The sequence below is a fragment of the Campylobacter sp. TTU_617 genome (genome assembly GCF_016599045.1).
In the GTDB taxonomy this organism is placed as follows: Bacteria; Campylobacterota; Campylobacteria; order Campylobacterales; family Campylobacteraceae; genus Campylobacter_D.
Genome location: NZ_JAENKV010000007.1, coordinates 24,829 through 40,479, shown reverse-complemented (window position 1 = coordinate 40,479; position 15,651 = coordinate 24,829). Strand labels below are relative to the sequence as shown.

At 27.0% G+C, this 15,651-nt stretch carries 14 protein-coding genes and 2 pseudogenes; 4 read left to right on the top strand and 12 right to left on the bottom strand.

Going from position 1 to position 15,651, the window contains the following annotated elements:
- Window positions 1-34: 34 nt before the first annotated feature.
- From nifJ to rplM, 3 genes are all read right to left on the bottom strand, one after another.
- Window positions 35-3,592, bottom strand: coding sequence for a pyruvate:ferredoxin (flavodoxin) oxidoreductase (gene nifJ, locus GQV94_RS04620; protein WP_200169875.1), 3,558 nt, complete (start codon window positions 3,590-3,592; stop codon window positions 35-37).
- A 233-nt stretch (window positions 3,593-3,825) separates the two neighbouring features.
- A complete protein-coding gene (gene rpsI, locus GQV94_RS04615) occupies window positions 3,826-4,215 on the bottom strand; it encodes a 30S ribosomal protein S9 (RefSeq protein WP_200169874.1) in 390 nt (129 codons plus the stop codon).
- Between the two features lies 1 nt (window position 4,216).
- Complete coding sequence (rplM, locus tag GQV94_RS04610; protein WP_131163121.1) at window positions 4,217-4,642, bottom strand: 50S ribosomal protein L13; 426 nt, start codon at window positions 4,640-4,642, stop codon at window positions 4,217-4,219.
- Between the two features lie 179 nt (window positions 4,643-4,821).
- On the opposite strand from rplM, the gene GQV94_RS04605 reads away from it, so the two are divergent.
- The 4 genes and pseudogenes from GQV94_RS04605 (at window position 4,822) to GQV94_RS07940 (ending at window position 7,259) form a co-directional block, all read left to right on the top strand.
- Window positions 4,822-5,631 carry a DnaJ domain-containing protein gene (locus GQV94_RS04605; protein ID WP_200169873.1) on the top strand — a complete coding sequence of 270 codons (810 nt, stop codon included), beginning with the start codon at window positions 4,822-4,824 and terminating at the stop codon, window positions 5,629-5,631.
- Window positions 5,631-6,647, top strand: a pseudogene (locus tag GQV94_RS04600) (WG repeat-containing protein); the annotation flags it as partial. The gene GQV94_RS04605 and the pseudogene GQV94_RS04600, both read left to right, overlap by 1 nt.
- Window positions 6,648-6,665: 18 nt before the next feature.
- Window positions 6,666-6,953: pseudogene (locus GQV94_RS07945) on the top strand (WG repeat-containing protein); the annotation flags it as partial.
- A gap of 18 nt (window positions 6,954-6,971) precedes the next feature.
- The gene (locus tag GQV94_RS07940; RefSeq protein ID WP_442778707.1) at window positions 6,972-7,259 is read left to right on the top strand and encodes a WG repeat-containing protein; all 288 of its coding nucleotides are present in this window, start codon (window positions 6,972-6,974) and stop codon (window positions 7,257-7,259) included.
- A 251-nt stretch (window positions 7,260-7,510) separates the two neighbouring features.
- Here GQV94_RS07940 and GQV94_RS04595 read toward each other — a convergent pair whose 3' ends face one another.
- The 9 genes from GQV94_RS04595 to GQV94_RS04560 form a co-directional block, all read right to left on the bottom strand.
- A complete protein-coding gene (locus tag GQV94_RS04595; RefSeq protein ID WP_200169871.1) occupies window positions 7,511-7,864 on the bottom strand; it encodes a DUF805 domain-containing protein in 354 nt (117 codons plus the stop codon).
- 130 nt (window positions 7,865-7,994) lie between these two features.
- Window positions 7,995-10,739, bottom strand: a complete 2,745-nt coding sequence (locus tag GQV94_RS04590) for a RecB-like helicase (protein WP_200169870.1) — start codon at window positions 10,737-10,739, stop codon at window positions 7,995-7,997.
- Window positions 10,736-13,117 carry a PD-(D/E)XK nuclease family protein gene (locus GQV94_RS04585; protein WP_200169869.1) on the bottom strand — a complete coding sequence of 794 codons (2,382 nt, stop codon included), beginning with the start codon at window positions 13,115-13,117 and terminating at the stop codon, window positions 10,736-10,738. Before GQV94_RS04585 ends, GQV94_RS04590 begins: the two co-directional genes overlap by 4 nt.
- Entirely contained in the window at window positions 13,117-13,626 is a 510-nt protein-coding gene (locus GQV94_RS04580) for a FixH family protein (protein WP_200169868.1), read from the bottom strand. Before GQV94_RS04580 ends, GQV94_RS04585 begins: the two co-directional genes overlap by 1 nt.
- Window positions 13,619-14,209: a hypothetical protein gene (locus tag GQV94_RS04575; RefSeq protein WP_200169867.1), complete on the bottom strand. Its 591-nt coding sequence runs from the start codon at window positions 14,207-14,209 to the stop codon at window positions 13,619-13,621. The genes GQV94_RS04580 and GQV94_RS04575 overlap by 8 nt, the downstream gene beginning before the upstream one ends.
- Window positions 14,206-14,307 carry a hypothetical protein gene (locus GQV94_RS07800; protein ID WP_234126382.1) on the bottom strand — a complete coding sequence of 34 codons (102 nt, stop codon included), beginning with the start codon at window positions 14,305-14,307 and terminating at the stop codon, window positions 14,206-14,208. The genes GQV94_RS04575 and GQV94_RS07800 overlap by 4 nt, the downstream gene beginning before the upstream one ends.
- Window positions 14,300-14,521, bottom strand: coding sequence for a DUF4006 family protein (locus GQV94_RS04570; protein WP_200169866.1), 222 nt, complete (start codon window positions 14,519-14,521; stop codon window positions 14,300-14,302). Before GQV94_RS04570 ends, GQV94_RS07800 begins: the two co-directional genes overlap by 8 nt.
- The gene (locus GQV94_RS04565; RefSeq protein WP_200169865.1) at window positions 14,521-15,387 is read right to left on the bottom strand and encodes a c-type cytochrome; all 867 of its coding nucleotides are present in this window, start codon (window positions 15,385-15,387) and stop codon (window positions 14,521-14,523) included. The genes GQV94_RS04570 and GQV94_RS04565 overlap by 1 nt, the downstream gene beginning before the upstream one ends.
- The gene (locus GQV94_RS04560) at window positions 15,387-15,650 is read right to left on the bottom strand and encodes a cytochrome c oxidase, cbb3-type, CcoQ subunit (protein ID WP_200169864.1); all 264 of its coding nucleotides are present in this window, start codon (window positions 15,648-15,650) and stop codon (window positions 15,387-15,389) included. Before GQV94_RS04560 ends, GQV94_RS04565 begins: the two co-directional genes overlap by 1 nt.
- Between the last annotated feature and the right edge of the window lies 1 nt (window position 15,651).

Below are 15,651 nucleotides of genomic sequence, written 5' to 3'. Positions count from 1 at the left end.
ATAGAAAAAAGTAAAAAAGATTTTTCAAAAATTTTTACTCTTTTTCGTTGCTAAAATCAGACATTGCAATACGTTTTAATTGTCTATATCTTCTTTGTGCATCTTTTTTATTGCGCTCAAATAATTCTTTAGCGTGATCAGGATTAGCTTTTTTAAGAGAATTATAACGCACTTCATTCATTAAAAATTGCTCATATAAATCCCAATCTGGCTCTTTGCTTGCTATATTTAAAGGATTTTTACCTTCTTCTTCTAAACGTGGATCAAAAGTATAAATAGGCCAATATCCACATTTTGTAGCAAGCTCACCTTGCTCTCCTGAATATCCAAGACCGCCTTTGATACCATGAGCTATACAAGGAGAATAACAAATAACTAAAGAAGGACCATCATAAGCTTCAGCAGCTATTAATGCTTTAATTAAATGATTGTAATTTGCATTTGAATTTACTTGTGCAACAAAAATATAACCATAAGTCATAGCAATTTGCCCTAGATCTTTTTTCTGTATAGGTTTTCCTGCTGCTGCAAATTGTGCTACCGCACCCGTTCTTGAAGCTTTAGAACTTTGACCTCCAGTATTTGAATATACTTCAGTATCTAAAACTAAAACATTAATATTTTCTCCACTTGCTAAAACATGATCAAGCCCACCATAACCTATATCATAGGCCCAACCATCTCCACCGAAAATCCATTGAGATTTTTTTCCTAAAAATTGCTTAAGCTCTAAAATTTCTTTTACAGCTTTAATGTCTTTATTTTGCTCTAAAATTGGAATTAATTTATTTCTAGCTTCAAAAGAAAGAATGCTATCATTTTTATTTGCTATCCATTCTTTAAAAAGAGCAGATAAAGAATTTGGAACATTTTGCATATTTTCATTCATAATATGCTCAATTCTATTGCGTGTATTTTCTGTTGCAATCTTCATTCCAAGACCAAATTCTGCATTATCTTCAAATAAAGAATTCGCCCAAGCTGGACCATGACCATTTTTAACACTTTTTCTATAAGGAGTAGAAGGAGCTGAACCTCCATAAATAGAACTACAACCTGTTGCATTAGCTATAACCATTCTTTCACCAAATAATCTTGTGATTAAAGTGATATATGGAGTTTCTCCACATCCTGGACAAGCTCCATGGAATTCAAATAATGGTTGAGAAAATTGAGCTCCTTTAGTGCTTTCTTTATTTAAGATATGATCTTTATAAACAATTTCTTTAAAAAGATAATCAGCATTTTCTTGCTCACCAAAATCTATTTCTTCTTGAAGTGGAACCATAACTAAAGATTTTTCTTTAGTAGGACATTCATGAACACAAAGCTCACAACCTGTACAATCAAGTGGTGAAACTTGAATTTTAAAGCTAAGTTTTTCACCTTTTGTTCCCTTAGCCTCTAAGGCATGTTCTTTTACCCCTCTTGGAGCCTTACTCATTTCATTATCATCAATTAAAAATGGACGAATTACTGCGTGAGGACAAACAGAAGCACATTGATTACATTGGATACAATTTGCTTCTATCCATCTAGGAACCATTACGCCAACACCTCTTTTTTCATACTCTGTAGTTCCATGCTCAAAACTTCCATCTTCATAACCTAAAAATGCTGAAACAGGCAAATCATCACCCTTGGCAGCATTCATAGGTTTAACGATCTTTTCTACGAATTCAGTTCCTTTATAAGCACTAACTCCTTCTTTCTCGCTAATATCAAGATTTTTCCAAGAAGGATCAATTTCTATTTTTACAAGACCATCAGCTCCAACATCAATAGCCTTATAATTCATTTCTACAATAGCATCACCTTTTTTATTATATGATTTATAAGCAAATTCTTTCATATATTTTTGTGCATCTTCAAAAGGGATAATATTTGCTAATTTGAAAAAAGCAGATTGCATAATAGTATTAGTTCTATTTCCAAGTCCTATATCTCTTGCAAGTTTAGTTGCATTAATAATATAAAAATTAATTTCTTTTTCTGCTAAAGTTTTTTTAACTTTATTAGGAAGTTGTCTTATAGTTTCTTCAGCATTCCAAATACTATTTAAAAGGAAAGTTCCTCCTTTTCTTATCCCTGCTAAAACATCATAAATTTCTAGATAAGCTGCTACCGAACAAGCTATAAAGTGAGGAGTAGAAACAAGATAAGTTGAACGAATAGGTTTTTTAGAGAATCTTAAATGGCTTCTAGTATAACCACCAGATTTTTTAGAATCATAAGCAAAATAAGCTTGAGCATAAAAATCTGTTTTATCTCCGATAATTTTAATAGAATTTTTATTTGCTCCAACGGTTCCATCAGCACCAAGACCATAAAATAAACATTCTATTGTGCTTTCATCACTTAAAGAAATTTTTTCTCCACAAGGAAGTGACGTATGTGTTACATCATCTACAATACCGATTGTAAAACCATCTTTTGGTTTATCTTGTTTTAAATTCTCAAACACTGTTATAATTTGTGCAGGATCTACATCTTTTGAAGAAAGTCCATAACGACCGCCTACTATGATAGGACTATTTTCTTTTCCATAGAAAGCAGATTTAACATCTAAATAAAGAGGCTCTCCTAAACTTCCTGGCTCTTTAGTTCTATCAAGCACTGCTATTTTTTTAACAGATTTTGGCATAACATTGAAGAAATATTTTAAACTAAATGGTCTATAAAGATAAACTTTTAAAAGACCTACTTTTTCTCCTTTTGAATTTAAATGATCAACAACTTCTTCGATAGTCTGAGTAGATGAACCCATAGCAACAATAATTCTATCTGGATTTTCATCACCATAATAAACAAAAGGTTTATACTCTCTACCTGTGATTTTGGTAATTTCTTGCATATATTCATTAACAACATCTGGCAGGGCGTCATAAAAGCGATTATTTAATTCTCTAGTTTGGAAATAAACATCATCATTTTGCGCTGTTCCACGTGTTTTAGGATTTTCAGGATTTAAAGCTGCATTTCTAAATTCTAAAAGAGCTTTTCTATCTAGTAAACGATCAAAATGTGCATAATCCATAACTTCTATTTTTTGAATTTCATGACTTGTTCTAAAACCATCAAAAAAATGTAAAAATGGAATACGACCTTTAATTGCAGCTAAATGAGCAACACCTGCTAAATCCATTGTTTCTTGAACAGAGTGTGAACAAAGCATAGCAAAACCTATTTGTCTTGCAGCATAGATATCTTGATGATCTCCAAAAATTGAAAGTGCTTGAGAAGCTAAAGCCCTTGCTGCAACGTGGATTACACCTGGTAAAAGCTGACCAGCTATTTTATACATATTTGGAATTTTAAGAAGTAAACCTTGAGAAGCTGTATAAGTCGTTGTTAAAACTCCCATTTGTAAAGATCCATGAACTGATCCAGCAGCACCAGCTTCACTTTGCATTTCAACAATTTTAACAGGAACACCAAATAAATTCTTTTTTCCTTGAGATGCCCATATATCAGTATAATCAGCCATAGGAGAACTTGGAGTAATAGGATAAATTCCTGCTACTTCAGTAAATGCATAAGCAGCATAAGCAGCTGCTTCATTTCCATCCATTGTTTTCATTACTTTACTCATTAAGACCTTCCTTAATTTTATATTTTGTAAAAAATTTACTATTAATTCTCTTAAAAGGCGTTTAACAAAAATTAAAAATAAATTAAAAAAGCTTTAATAGAGTATAAAATTGAAGTTTTAACTTTGTAGTTATTTAAAAAATATTAATAGTATATTAAAAATCAATTAGTATTAAATTTAATAATACTAATTGAATATAACTAATAATTTTAAATAATAATGTTTTAAAATTATTAACGTTTAGAAAATTGCGGACTTCTTCTTGCTTTTCTGCGTCCGTATTTTTTACGCTCAACGCTTCTACTATCTCTAGTAAGCAAGCCTTTTGGTTTAAGCAAGGCTCTAAAGTCTACATCCATAGCTGCCAAAGCTTTTGAAATTCCGTGTCTTAAAGCTTCAGCTTGAGCACTATATCCCCCACCTAAAGTTATAGCACGAATATCCATAGAAGTTTCTTGCTTAGTAACCAATAAAGGTTGAACTACTTTAAGTTTAATCGACTCGTGTCCGCCAAGCCAAGTGTTTAAATCGATACCATTTACACTAATTTTTCCGCTTCCTGATTTTAACCAAACTTTTGCAATAGCTGTTTTTCTTTTTCCTGTTGCATAAATTGTTGCCATATTATTTTCCTTCTTTAGCAAGCTGTGCTGTATGTGGATGCTCACTACCCGCATAAATTTTTAATTTTTTAAGCATTGCTCTTCCTAAATTTGTTTTAGGGAGCATACCTCTAACTGCTAATTTGTATAATTTTGCAGGATTTTTTGCTAATAAATCACCAAATTTTTCACTTTTTACACTTCCAAAATATCCTGAATGTCTGTGATAAAGTTTATCTTCTGCTTTATTAGCTCCTGTAAAAACTGCCTTAGAAGCATTGATGATTATAACATAATCTCCACAATCAACATTTGGAGTATAACAAGGTTTATTTTTACCTCTTAAAATAGTTGCCACCTCTGTTAAAAGACGACCAAAACGCTTTCCTTCAGCATCTAAAACGATCCATTCACGTTTTACTTCGTTTGGCTTTGTTATCTTTGTCATTATTTTACCTTTGCCAAAAATTTTAAATTGTGATTATATTGAAATAAACTTATAAATAGCTTAATTTAAGAATATATAAAGCTTTGTAAATAACTAAAATTAAATTTTTAAAATATCATTATTTAAGTAATTTATAGTTAAAATAAATTTTTATTTTATTTAAAAATCAAGGTTTTATTTTGTTATTTTCAAAATTTAAATTACAAGATTTAATAACTTGCAAATTTTGTCTTAAAAGTGTTCTAGAAAAAGATGCAAAATTTTGTATATTTTGTGGAGCTGAGTTAAATCATCCAGCTAAACAAAGATTTAATTATATTTATAGTAAAAATCCTGCCATTATGGTGGCATTTTTAGCAAAAATGTCAAAAGTAGATAATAGAATCATCACAAAAGAATTATCCAAATTTATATCTTCTTTGCTTGATAAAATAGATTTGTTTTACTCTAAAGAGTATAGTGGATTTAGAAGCACTTATGCAAAGATTTTTGAGCAAGAGAAAAATAAAGGTAGAAGTATCGATGAACTTTGCTCTAGTATGCGTATTTTAAATGCAAAAGAAGCAGATTTTTTGATTTGTTTGCTACTTGATCTTATATATTTTGATAAAAAAATAAATGCAAATGAAAATACCTTAATGGAAAATATCATCATAGGACTTAGATTAAATCTTATAAGCTTTAGAGAAATAAAACTAAGATATGAGCAAATTTATGATTTTAATCAAAAAAACAAACAAGAAAATTACCAAAAACAAGAAGATAAAGAATTTAAAATCACTTTAGAACAAGCTTATGAAATTTTACAATGTCAAATCAATGACGATTTTGAAACTATCAAAAAAAATTATAGAAAATTAGCCAAGGAGTATCATTATGATAGTCTTAATTCTAAAGAAATTCCTCTTGAACTCTTAAAAATAGCTCAAGAAATGATGAGAAAAATCAATCTAGCTTATGAAATCATCAAAAAAGCAAGAGGTATATAATGCTTATATGCAATAAATGTCATAAAGAAAATTTAGATATAGCTAAATTCTGTAAAGAATGCGGAAGTAATAATTTATACGATCCAAAAGCCAAAGAGAAATTAGAACAAGAAAGAAAAAGACAAGAAGAGTTAAAAAGATTAGAAGAAGAAAGAAAAAGAAAAATCGAAGAAGAAAGAAAAATAGCTCAAGAAAAAAGAGAAAAGAAACTAAAACAAAGAAAAGAATTCATCATAAAGCACAAAAGTAAATTCATAGCTAGTGTAGTGTTTTTATTTTTGATAGCTTCAGCAAGTATGTATCAGTATTTTTATGGTGGAAAATATAGCAGAATTTATATAAATAGCCTTGAAAAAAAATGTTATAACTATGACGAATCTAGTTGTAAAATACTTCAAAATATCTATCAAGAAAAATGCAATGAAGGAAACAACGAAGCTTGTTTTAATATATTTATATCTAAACATTCAATAATAATAAGATCAAATAACAAATGGGGTTTTATAGATAAAAATGGAAAAACCATAATAAAACCAGAATTTGATGATATTTGGGATTTTAAAGAAGGATTAGCAGGATTTAAATTAAATACAGGATTTAAATTAAATAACAAATGGGGTTTTATAGATAAAAATGGAAAAATTGCAATTGAACCTAAATTTGATGATATTTGGGATTTTAAAGAAGGATTAGCCAAAGTTAGGTTAAATAGGAAATGGGGTCTTATAGATAAAAGTGGAGAGTTCGTTATAGAGCCTAAGCTTGATGACCCTGAATTTGACTTTTATAATGGATTAGCTCGGGTTAAGTTAAATGGAAAACGGGGTCTTATAGATAAAAATGGGAAGTTTGTTATAGAGCCTAAATTTGATTATGTTTATAGTTTTAATGAAGGATTAGCTTGGGTTGAGCTAAATGGGAAATGGGGAGTTATAGATAAAAGTGGGAAGTTTGTTATAGAGCCTAAATTTGATGATATTGAGGAGTTTAGAGAAGGATTAGCTTGGGTTAAGCTAAATGGTAAATATGGATTTATAGATAAAAGTGGAAAATTTGTGATTAAGCCTAAATTTGATTATGTTTATGAGTTTAGAGAAGGATTAGCTCGGGTTAAGTTAAATGGTAAATGGGATCTTATAGATAAAAATGGAAAATTTGTGATTGAACCTAAATTTGATGATATTTGGGGTTTTAATGAAGGATTAGCTCGAGTTAAGTTAAATGGTAAATACGGATTTATAGATAAAAGTGGGAAAATTGTGATTGAACCTAAATTTGATAGTGTTACTAACTTTAAAGAAGGATTAGCCGAAGTTGAGCTAAATGGTAAATACGGATTTATAGATAAAAGTGGGAAAATTGTGATTGAACCTAAATTTGATAGTGTTACTAACTTTAAAGAAGGATTAGCCGAAGTTGAGCTAAATGGTAAATACGGATTTATAGATAAAAGTGGGAAAATTGTGATTGAACTTAAATACGATAATATTATTTTTGAGGAAGGATTAGCTCAAGTTAAATTAAATGGGAAATGGGGAGTTATAGATAAAAATGGAAAAATTATCATAGAACCTAAATACGATATATTATTATTAAAGAGATATTATCTCAACCTTCCATTCTTTTAAAACATATACCAAAAAAGCTTTAGTGGAAATTTTAGCTAAAATTTTCTCTATAGCTTCTTTATAAAGTAAAACTTGTTTTTTTATGTTTTAAATTTAAACTTGTAATTAACTAAAATGGAAAATATAGTTTTATAGATAAAAGGGGGAAATTATAATAGAATTTAAATTCGATAAATTGGTTTATAATTTTAATCTTTGCAATTTGAATAGTTTTTAAAAGTTAAAATAAAAATATTTTAACTTTTTTAAAATTACTCTATTTCTTGCAATGGATTTAAGCCAAATCTATTTGCATTATCATTACCTTTAAGACAAAAAAGTATGATAAGAACAATGTATGCATATGGAATCAACCCTATCAGTTGCCACCATCCACTAAGATTAATATCATGTAATCTTCTAGTATTTACAGCTAAATTTGGTAAAAATGTAAATATGAAATATAAACCAAATATTATCGCAAAAAAATTAGAGATATAATTTGCCAAAATAGCAAAAATAAACCAAATGATAATATTATATAATGTAAACATCCAATACTCTTTACGCGTTGCTCTACCATTAAAATTTGCATAATTTTTAATACATTTTAAATAATAATCCAAAACTCTACTCCTTGCTAATAATATAAATTATAATTATATATATTGTCAATAAATTTCTGTTTTGTTGATTAAAAATCATTATTTGGAGTATTAAAAAAACTTTTTATTGTGGTCTATTTATATATTTTTTCTATATTTTTATAATTTCCACTTTATCTTTTAAAACATATACCAAAAATGCTTTAGTGGAAATTTTAGCTAAAATTTTCTCTATAGCTTCTTTATAAAGCAAAACTTGTTTTTTATGTTCATTTAAATTTAAACCTGTTTTATAATCTATAATGATAGCTTCATCATCGTTAAGTGCTAACATATCTAGTTGTTTTTGCTCACCATTATAAGTGATGATTTGCTCTTTTAATAGTGTTTTTTGCGATAAAAGTTTATTAAAATTTTCATTTTCTAAAAGCATAGCAAGCCTTTTAAAAAGATCTTTAAAACTTTCATCATCTAAGAAAAAGCGATATTTTTTATATATCATTTGTTTGCAAAATTCAAAATTATTTTTTGTATTAAAATCAAAATATTGCAAAAATTCATGCAAAGCTAAACCAAAATGAATTTGCTTGCTAAAAAGTTGGCTTTTTATTTTAACCTCTTGTAAATTTACCTTTTGAAATTGTTCAAATTCTTCAATTTGTTCTAAATTTGTTAAACTTTTTTCTTGATGTTGAACTTTGTTTTCTAAAATGCCAATTTGTTTTTCTTCATAGTCTTTAAAATAACTTTTAAAAGTTTTAAAACTTTCATCATTTTTTATAATAAAAAGAGAATTTTTAGCTCTAGTTAATGCTACATATAAACAATTTACCTCATCTTCTGCTTGAAGTTTTTCTCTTTTCATCAAAAAAGAATTATAGTTTTCATCTTCTAGATATTTTCTTACACTATGTCTGTATTTTACTTCCCAACCTTGTTCTAAATCGTATTCAAACATCAAGGTTTGAGCCTCATTGCTACCCTTGCTAAGTCTATCAAGGACGATTAAATTTTCAAATTCAAGCCCTTTGGATTTATGCACAGTCATAATACTTACTCCATCATCTTGAGCTTGTAAAGATTTTAATTCGCAAGGATAAAATAAAAAATCTATAAAATTATCAAAAGTGCTAGCATACTCTAAATATGCGATTAAATTTATATCACTTAAATCAAGTTGTAAGATATGAACTAAATATTTTAAAATTTTACCCACGCTACGATTTAAATCAAGCTCAGTATAGGCAAGATCTTTTTCTAAAATACTATTTACAAAATATAAACTAAATTCATCTTTGAACACACAAGCTTTAGCATACTCAAAAAGCACCCTTACACTAATACAATCCATTAAATCAACACTACTTTGTGTATAAGCTTTAATGCCATTTTCTTCAAGAAATTCTTTCATTAAAGTAGCATCTTTATTGATCCATGCTAAAATACAAATTTCACTAAGTTTAATTCCTTTTTCTAAAAGTTTTTGAATAATCTTTAAAACTTCCTTACCACTTGCTTGATACAAAGTGCTTTTTGAAGCAATTTGATTTTGTAAAATTTCTACATATCCGCCTTCTTTAACACTCTTTTGCAAAGTAAAACTAGATCTATTAAAGCTATCAAAGAATTTATCTTTAAAGACTTCATTTACATAATCAACTATAAGTTTTTTACTGCGATAGTTTGTATCTAAATGTTCTAATTTAATTTGTGGAAAATCTTTTAAAAGTTTATCAAAAAGCTCCTTTTTACCTCCTCTAAAACTATATATACTTTGTTTTTTGTCCCCTACATAAAAAAAACTTCTATTCTTTTTCACACCCTCACCTGAAACAAGTTCAGCTATAATAGGCTTTAAAATTTGATATTGTAAAACATTGGTATCTTGAAATTCATCGATTAATAAATGTGAAATATAGCCATCAAGCCTAAAATAAATTAAGTCTTTATTTGCCTCATCGCTAATTAACTCATAGCATTTTAAGGCTATATCTGAGAAAGTTAAAGCATTTTGCTTAATATTATCTTCATTTCTTGCTTCTTTAAAATGTGCTAAAAGCTTGGCAAGTATATTGATGCGATAATTTTCCATTTGGATAAAATACTCTTTTACCTTTTGTAAAAACTCAGCTCTTTTTTGCAAAAACTCACTATCAATGATTTTTTCAAAGTATTTTTTTTCTAAATCACAAATAATAGGCTTGGTAAAAAAATCTTCTATATTTTCAAAATTAAAATTTTTTTGATAATTTTTATCAGTGCTTAAAGTTTTTGCATAAGTTATAAATTTATTAAGACTTTCTTCTAAAGAAGTTTTGCTTGGAAAATGAACGTTTTTAATAGTTTTAATCTCACAAGATTTTTCATATAAACTCTCAAGATTTTTCAAAAAATCACTTTTACTTTTAGTTTGGATTATGTAATATGCTAAAGTATTTAATTCTTCTTTATTTAACTTACTGATAAAATTTTTATAACTATCTTGACTTTGTATGATTTCAAAATCACTCATAAAGCCTAAATTCAAAGCAAAAGATCGAATAATTTGAGAGAAAAAACTATCAAAAGTGTAGATATTAAGTTTTGATCTTAAAAAATCTTCTTTATATTTTTCTCTTAAAGCTATAAGTTCATCTTTGCTTTTATCTAGCATTTTCATGAGTTCTTTACATTCCGCTTTATCTTCACCATTTTCAAGCATATCAAATTCTAAAAAAGTTTTAAAAACTCTTTCTTTCATCTCACTTGTAGCTTTGTTGGTAAAAGTAAGTGCTAAAATTTCATTGATTTTAGCACCCATTAAAACTAATGCGACAAAACGCACACTTAAAGCAAAGGTTTTTCCACTTCCTGCACTAGCTTCTAGGGCTAAAAAAGGTTCAAACTTAGAACTCAAAACTTAAACTCCTTTTTATAAAGCATAGTATAAGGACTATAAATATTGTCATTTTTTTGATTGTAAAATTCTTTTTCTAAAGGCTCTTTGGCAAGCTTGCTAAATAAATCTTTAAGCTCTTGCACACTTTTACTTTGAGCATTCTCATTTATAATCTTAATATTTTTTAAATCATAAAAACAAGCTTTTATATTTTCTAATGGATATTTACCCTCTAATAAAAACTTATAAAAAGCAAGTTGATAGGATTTATCATCTGCTTTTCCGCTTTTATAATCTATAATCATTTTTTCTTCATCATTACAATCTATCCTATCTAAGCGTCCAAAGGTATTAATTTTTACTCCATTATCTGTGATAAATTCCCTTAGTAAAGGGAATTCGCGTTCTTTTACAATATAACCTTGTTCAAAATGTTCATTTTCAAGTATTTGAAATTCTTTAAATATAGCCTCAATGAGAGCAAGATTTAATGCATCTATGTTGTTTTGCTTTATATTTTTAACCACTTGCATAAAAGCTTCATAATCAAAATGATTGTTTGAAATTTGAGTGTAATAAATTTCTAAAGCTTTATGGATAAAACTTCCAAATTCGTTTGCTTTGAGTGTATCATTTAAATTTTTTGGCTCTTTTAAGCATAAAACATATTTATAATAATAATCTAAGCCATAATTAATCAAAAGATGAAGCCTTGAATAAGATAGATTTTCTTTAAAATAATTATGTTTAGCTTTTATGTGTGTAATAGGCCCAAGATTGAAAGAGCATTGATAGGTATGAAAATATTTTAAATAAGCATTATTGCTATAAATTTTATCTTCATATAAAGTAAATTCGAGTTCATTTAAGAATCTTGATTTGATTTTTTCTTCATTTTCTATAAAAGAAATACCTACTAATTTTGCTTTAGCTATTAATGTATAATAATAATGTCTTTGTAGATTTTCTCTTTGATTGTGTGTAATCAGTCCTGCTTTTTTACGGATTTCGTTATTTAAAAATAATTCACTTGAAACTCTTTTTGGGATAAAATCATCATTAAAATCAACTATAATTACCCCATCAAAGCTAAGCCCCCTACTTTCTAAAAGACCCATAACGGTAACTTCTCCACCACCTACGCTGCTTAATTTTATATTATCAATTTGCATAAAAAATAATTCTAAAATTTGTGCAAAATTTAGCTTATGAGTTTTAATAAGCTCTTTGATAAAAATAAGCTCTTTGATAACATAATCTTTTAATTCATTTTCACTATTTTCTAATAATTGAGATATAAAATTTTCAAAAAATTCAAAAGAAATATTTTCATTAAAAAGTTTTTTAAATTCTTGAAAATCTACACTGGAAAAAAAATGCAAATTGCACAAATGTTTATTTAAGTTTTGCTCATTATAAAAATCATCATTTATTTTATATTCAAACTCATCATCTTTAGCACTTTCATAAAGAGTTCTTAATTTGTGATAAAAATATGTATTTTTAATACTCTCTCCGCTTGCGAAATTTAAAACATTATTTTTATCATACAATCTTAAAATATCTACAAATTTTTCATCAGGTGTAATCACTACAATATCTTTTGCACTAATACCTGCTTTTAAAAAAGTATTAATTTTTTCAAAAACAAAAGCTGCTTGTAAAGTTCTTAAATTAAAACTTTTATAGCTAATTTTATTTTCCTTTAAAAAAGAGTATTCTTTTAAAATTTGATTTTGATTTAAATCAAATAAATAAGAATAATTTTCTTTAAAATTAAACCCTTGTAAAAAGCTAAGAGAGCTTAAAAAATCTTTATTAAACTTAGTGCAATTAAATTGCACTTTAATAGGAATTAGTTTTTTAGCTTCTAATAAAAGCTCAACCTCAAAAGCATTTAAAAATCCTTGAAAATCAAAAATGATTTCATTGTAATTTTTTAAAAAATCAACATTAATTTTATAATTTAAAGGCAAAGAAATTTCATCATATAAATTATGTTCTTTTAATAAGGTTAAATAGCTTTTAAAAAGTTCTTCTAAAATTTGCAAATGTTCATCATATTGTGCATAAGCATCGTGAAATTTTAATTCGCTAATATCTTTTTTTTCTAAACTTAACTCTTTAAAAAAACTAAATAAATAAGCATTATTTTTTAAAAATGCAAAAAAATTACTTGGTATTTTTAAACTCTGTTCTAAATTTTTAGTTTGCTCACAGGCTTTTTGCATCAAAAGCAAACACTCATAACGTGTAGCTTCAAAATGCTCAGAAAAAACTAATTTTTGCATAAACTCAGCTATACTCATAGCTGGATCTACTAAAGTGTTTTCTTTTAACTTTTCCTCATAATATTTTCTTAAAGCTCTTAAAGAGCTAAATACAAAAAGTCTCATTATTTAGTTTGCAAAAAGAATTTAAAAAAACCTATACTATTTTCATTTTGAGTAATTTTTAAAAGTAATTGCCAATTGCCTTTTTCTTTAATATCAAAATCAAAAACTAATTCATTAGCATCTAATTTTACTTGCAATTTTTCATCGCTTTTGTTTGTATGCGGACGTGAGAGCAAGGCTTTGATTTGAAGTTTATTTAAATCATAATTTTTTAAATTTTTAATAAAAATTCTAAATTCATTTTGCCCTTCATTGATATAATAAATTGATTTATTTTTATATATAAAACTTTCTTTATCCTTAATATATAATTTAAAATTTTCATCAAATTGTTTTTGATTATTTTGAATTTTATTAAAATTTGATTCTACATTTTGATAGGTATCAAAATAAAAATTATCCTCATATACAGGATAATCACTTGCTATAATGATTGTTGCAATACAAGCTATAATAATAGCTAATATAGAAAGTAAAATTCCATAAGGCCAAAAAGTTTTTTTAACCATTTTTCTTCCTCTTCATTTTTCTTTGCACAAAATAAAGCAATGAAAAACAAATAAACCCATAAATTAAAATTCTTAAAATATTTATAGTATCACGATTTGCATTGCCTATAGAATTTTCAAGCTCTAGATTGAAATATTTTGCGATTTTATCACAAATATCAGCATATCCATTTAAAACAGCAGCGTTATAAATATCTTTTCCTTTATTAGAAACAAGAATGGGCAATATAGTTCCTGTGCTAGGATAAGGACTTAAAACCTTATTTTTATCAAAAAAAAGCAAAGAATCTTTAGTTCCTATAATATCAACTTTATGTGAAATTTTTGAAAGCATTAATAAAACATTGGGTTTAACAAGCTGTTCTTGAAGTTTAAATAAGTCTTCAAAAGGGGTTTGATCTGCTATAGCAACACCTACGAAAATACCTGTTTTATCATAAAGCTCTTTTCCTATAAGATTTATTTCTTTAATCACTTTATCATTTAAAACATTTTCATTTAAAATAATTGCATCAAAAGCAAAAATTTTATAAGGAAAAAAGAATAAAAAGGCAAAAAAAATGCCTTTTAAAAGTACTCTCATCCTATATTAAGATGATTGATACTTAAAACAGACCAAGCTGTAATAGCCGCTGTAACAAAAAGACCAATAACCACTAAATATTCTAAAACCTTATTCATTATTTTCCTTTATTGCTTTAAAATCTTCAACCTTAGAACCTAGCATTTTAATTTCTTGTGTATTTTTCAAAGTATATGGTTTTTGCATAACTTCTTGTTGCGCTTTAATCCCCCATATCGTAAGAACAACTAAAATGATAATTAAAAGTAAAGTTGCAATCAATAAACCACTTACTCCAGATAATGAAAATACTGATCTTTTTATATTTTCCATTATTCACCCCTTGAAAGAGAAATTACATATTCACCAACGGCTTGTTTTTGAATATCATTTAAAGATGGAAATGATGGCATAGAACCAATAAAACCTTTTTTACCGCTATTTAACACATCTACAACAAAAGAAGCTGAACCATATTTTGTTAGATCAGGAAAAGCTCCATCTTGTCCTTTTCCATCTTCTCCGTGACATGCTGCACAACTTGCATAAGCTTCTTTGCCTTTTGCTACTAAATCTTCATTACTTGTTTTTTTAATAGCAGAAAGCTCTTTAGCAACATAAGCAGCAATTGCTTTTATATCCTCATCTTCTATGCCTAAATCAGAAGCAGCTGGCATTTCTCCACCTGAAAAATTCATTCCTTTAGATCCAGTTTTTATTGTTTCAACTATACCTTCTTCTGAACCCCAGATATTTAAATTTTGAGCTTTTCCATTCATTCCATCTGCTGTAATTCCGTGACATGCTGCACATTGGACTAAAAATATATTCTCACCCATAGTGATTCTATCTTGTTCGCTTAAATTTTTAAATTTTTCTTCAAATTTAGCATTATGTAAAGCTACTTCTTCGTTATATTCACCTATTCTTGAATACAAATTTAAAGGATACCCCCATAAAAAATACCATATACCCCAAACAATAGTTAAAACATAAACAACTAACCATCCTATAGGAATATTATTTTTATATTCTTTTATATCATCCCAACTATGCTCACTTAATTCCAAATCTTCTTTCTTTTTCTCTTTAATTTGCTTAAAAATTCTATTTACAACTATTAAAGTAATTAAAATAATTAAGATTGCACCTATTAAAGATAAAAGATTAATATTATCTTCTAAATTTAACCATTGCATTAAGCACTCCTTTTACTTTCTAAAACACTATCATTAATATCATCATTCAAAGCAAGTTTTGCATATTGTTCATAATTTCTTTCGCCTATCTTTTCTTTTTTATAAAGATGAAAATAATATGCATACAAAACAATAGCTAAAAAAACAACAAATACAAAAAATCCATAACCTTGAAAAATCTGCCATTCAGACTTAGAAATGGCAGATAAGTTAAAAGTAATAAGATTTTTAAAAACATCAAATATTATTATTAAATCTTTCATA

Excerpts from the sequence above, each read along its gene's own strand:
- GQV94_RS04560 (WP_200169864.1), bottom strand. The coding sequence starts at position 15,650 with ATGAAAGATTTAATAATAATATTTGATGTTTTTAAAAATCTTATTACT.
- nifJ (WP_200169875.1), bottom strand. The coding sequence starts at position 3,592 with ATGAGTAAAGTAATGAAAACAATGGATGGAAATGAAGCAGCTGCTTAT.
- GQV94_RS04565 (WP_200169865.1), bottom strand. The coding sequence starts at position 15,387 with ATGCAATGGTTAAATTTAGAAGATAATATTAATCTTTTATCTTTAATA.
- GQV94_RS04580 (WP_200169868.1), bottom strand. The coding sequence starts at position 13,626 with ATGGTTAAAAAAACTTTTTGGCCTTATGGAATTTTACTTTCTATATTA.
- rpsI (WP_200169874.1), bottom strand. The coding sequence starts at position 4,215 with ATGGCAACAATTTATGCAACAGGAAAAAGAAAAACAGCTATTGCAAAA.
- GQV94_RS04570 (WP_200169866.1), bottom strand. The coding sequence starts at position 14,521 with ATGGAAAATATAAAAAGATCAGTATTTTCATTATCTGGAGTAAGTGGT.
- GQV94_RS04585 (WP_200169869.1), bottom strand. The coding sequence starts at position 13,117 with ATGAGACTTTTTGTATTTAGCTCTTTAAGAGCTTTAAGAAAATATTAT.
- GQV94_RS04575 (WP_200169867.1), bottom strand. The coding sequence starts at position 14,209 with ATGAGAGTACTTTTAAAAGGCATTTTTTTTGCCTTTTTATTCTTTTTT.
- GQV94_RS07800 (WP_234126382.1), bottom strand. The coding sequence starts at position 14,307 with ATGAATAAGGTTTTAGAATATTTAGTGGTTATTGGTCTTTTTGTTACA.
- rplM (WP_131163121.1), bottom strand. The coding sequence starts at position 4,642 with ATGACAAAGATAACAAAGCCAAACGAAGTAAAACGTGAATGGATCGTT.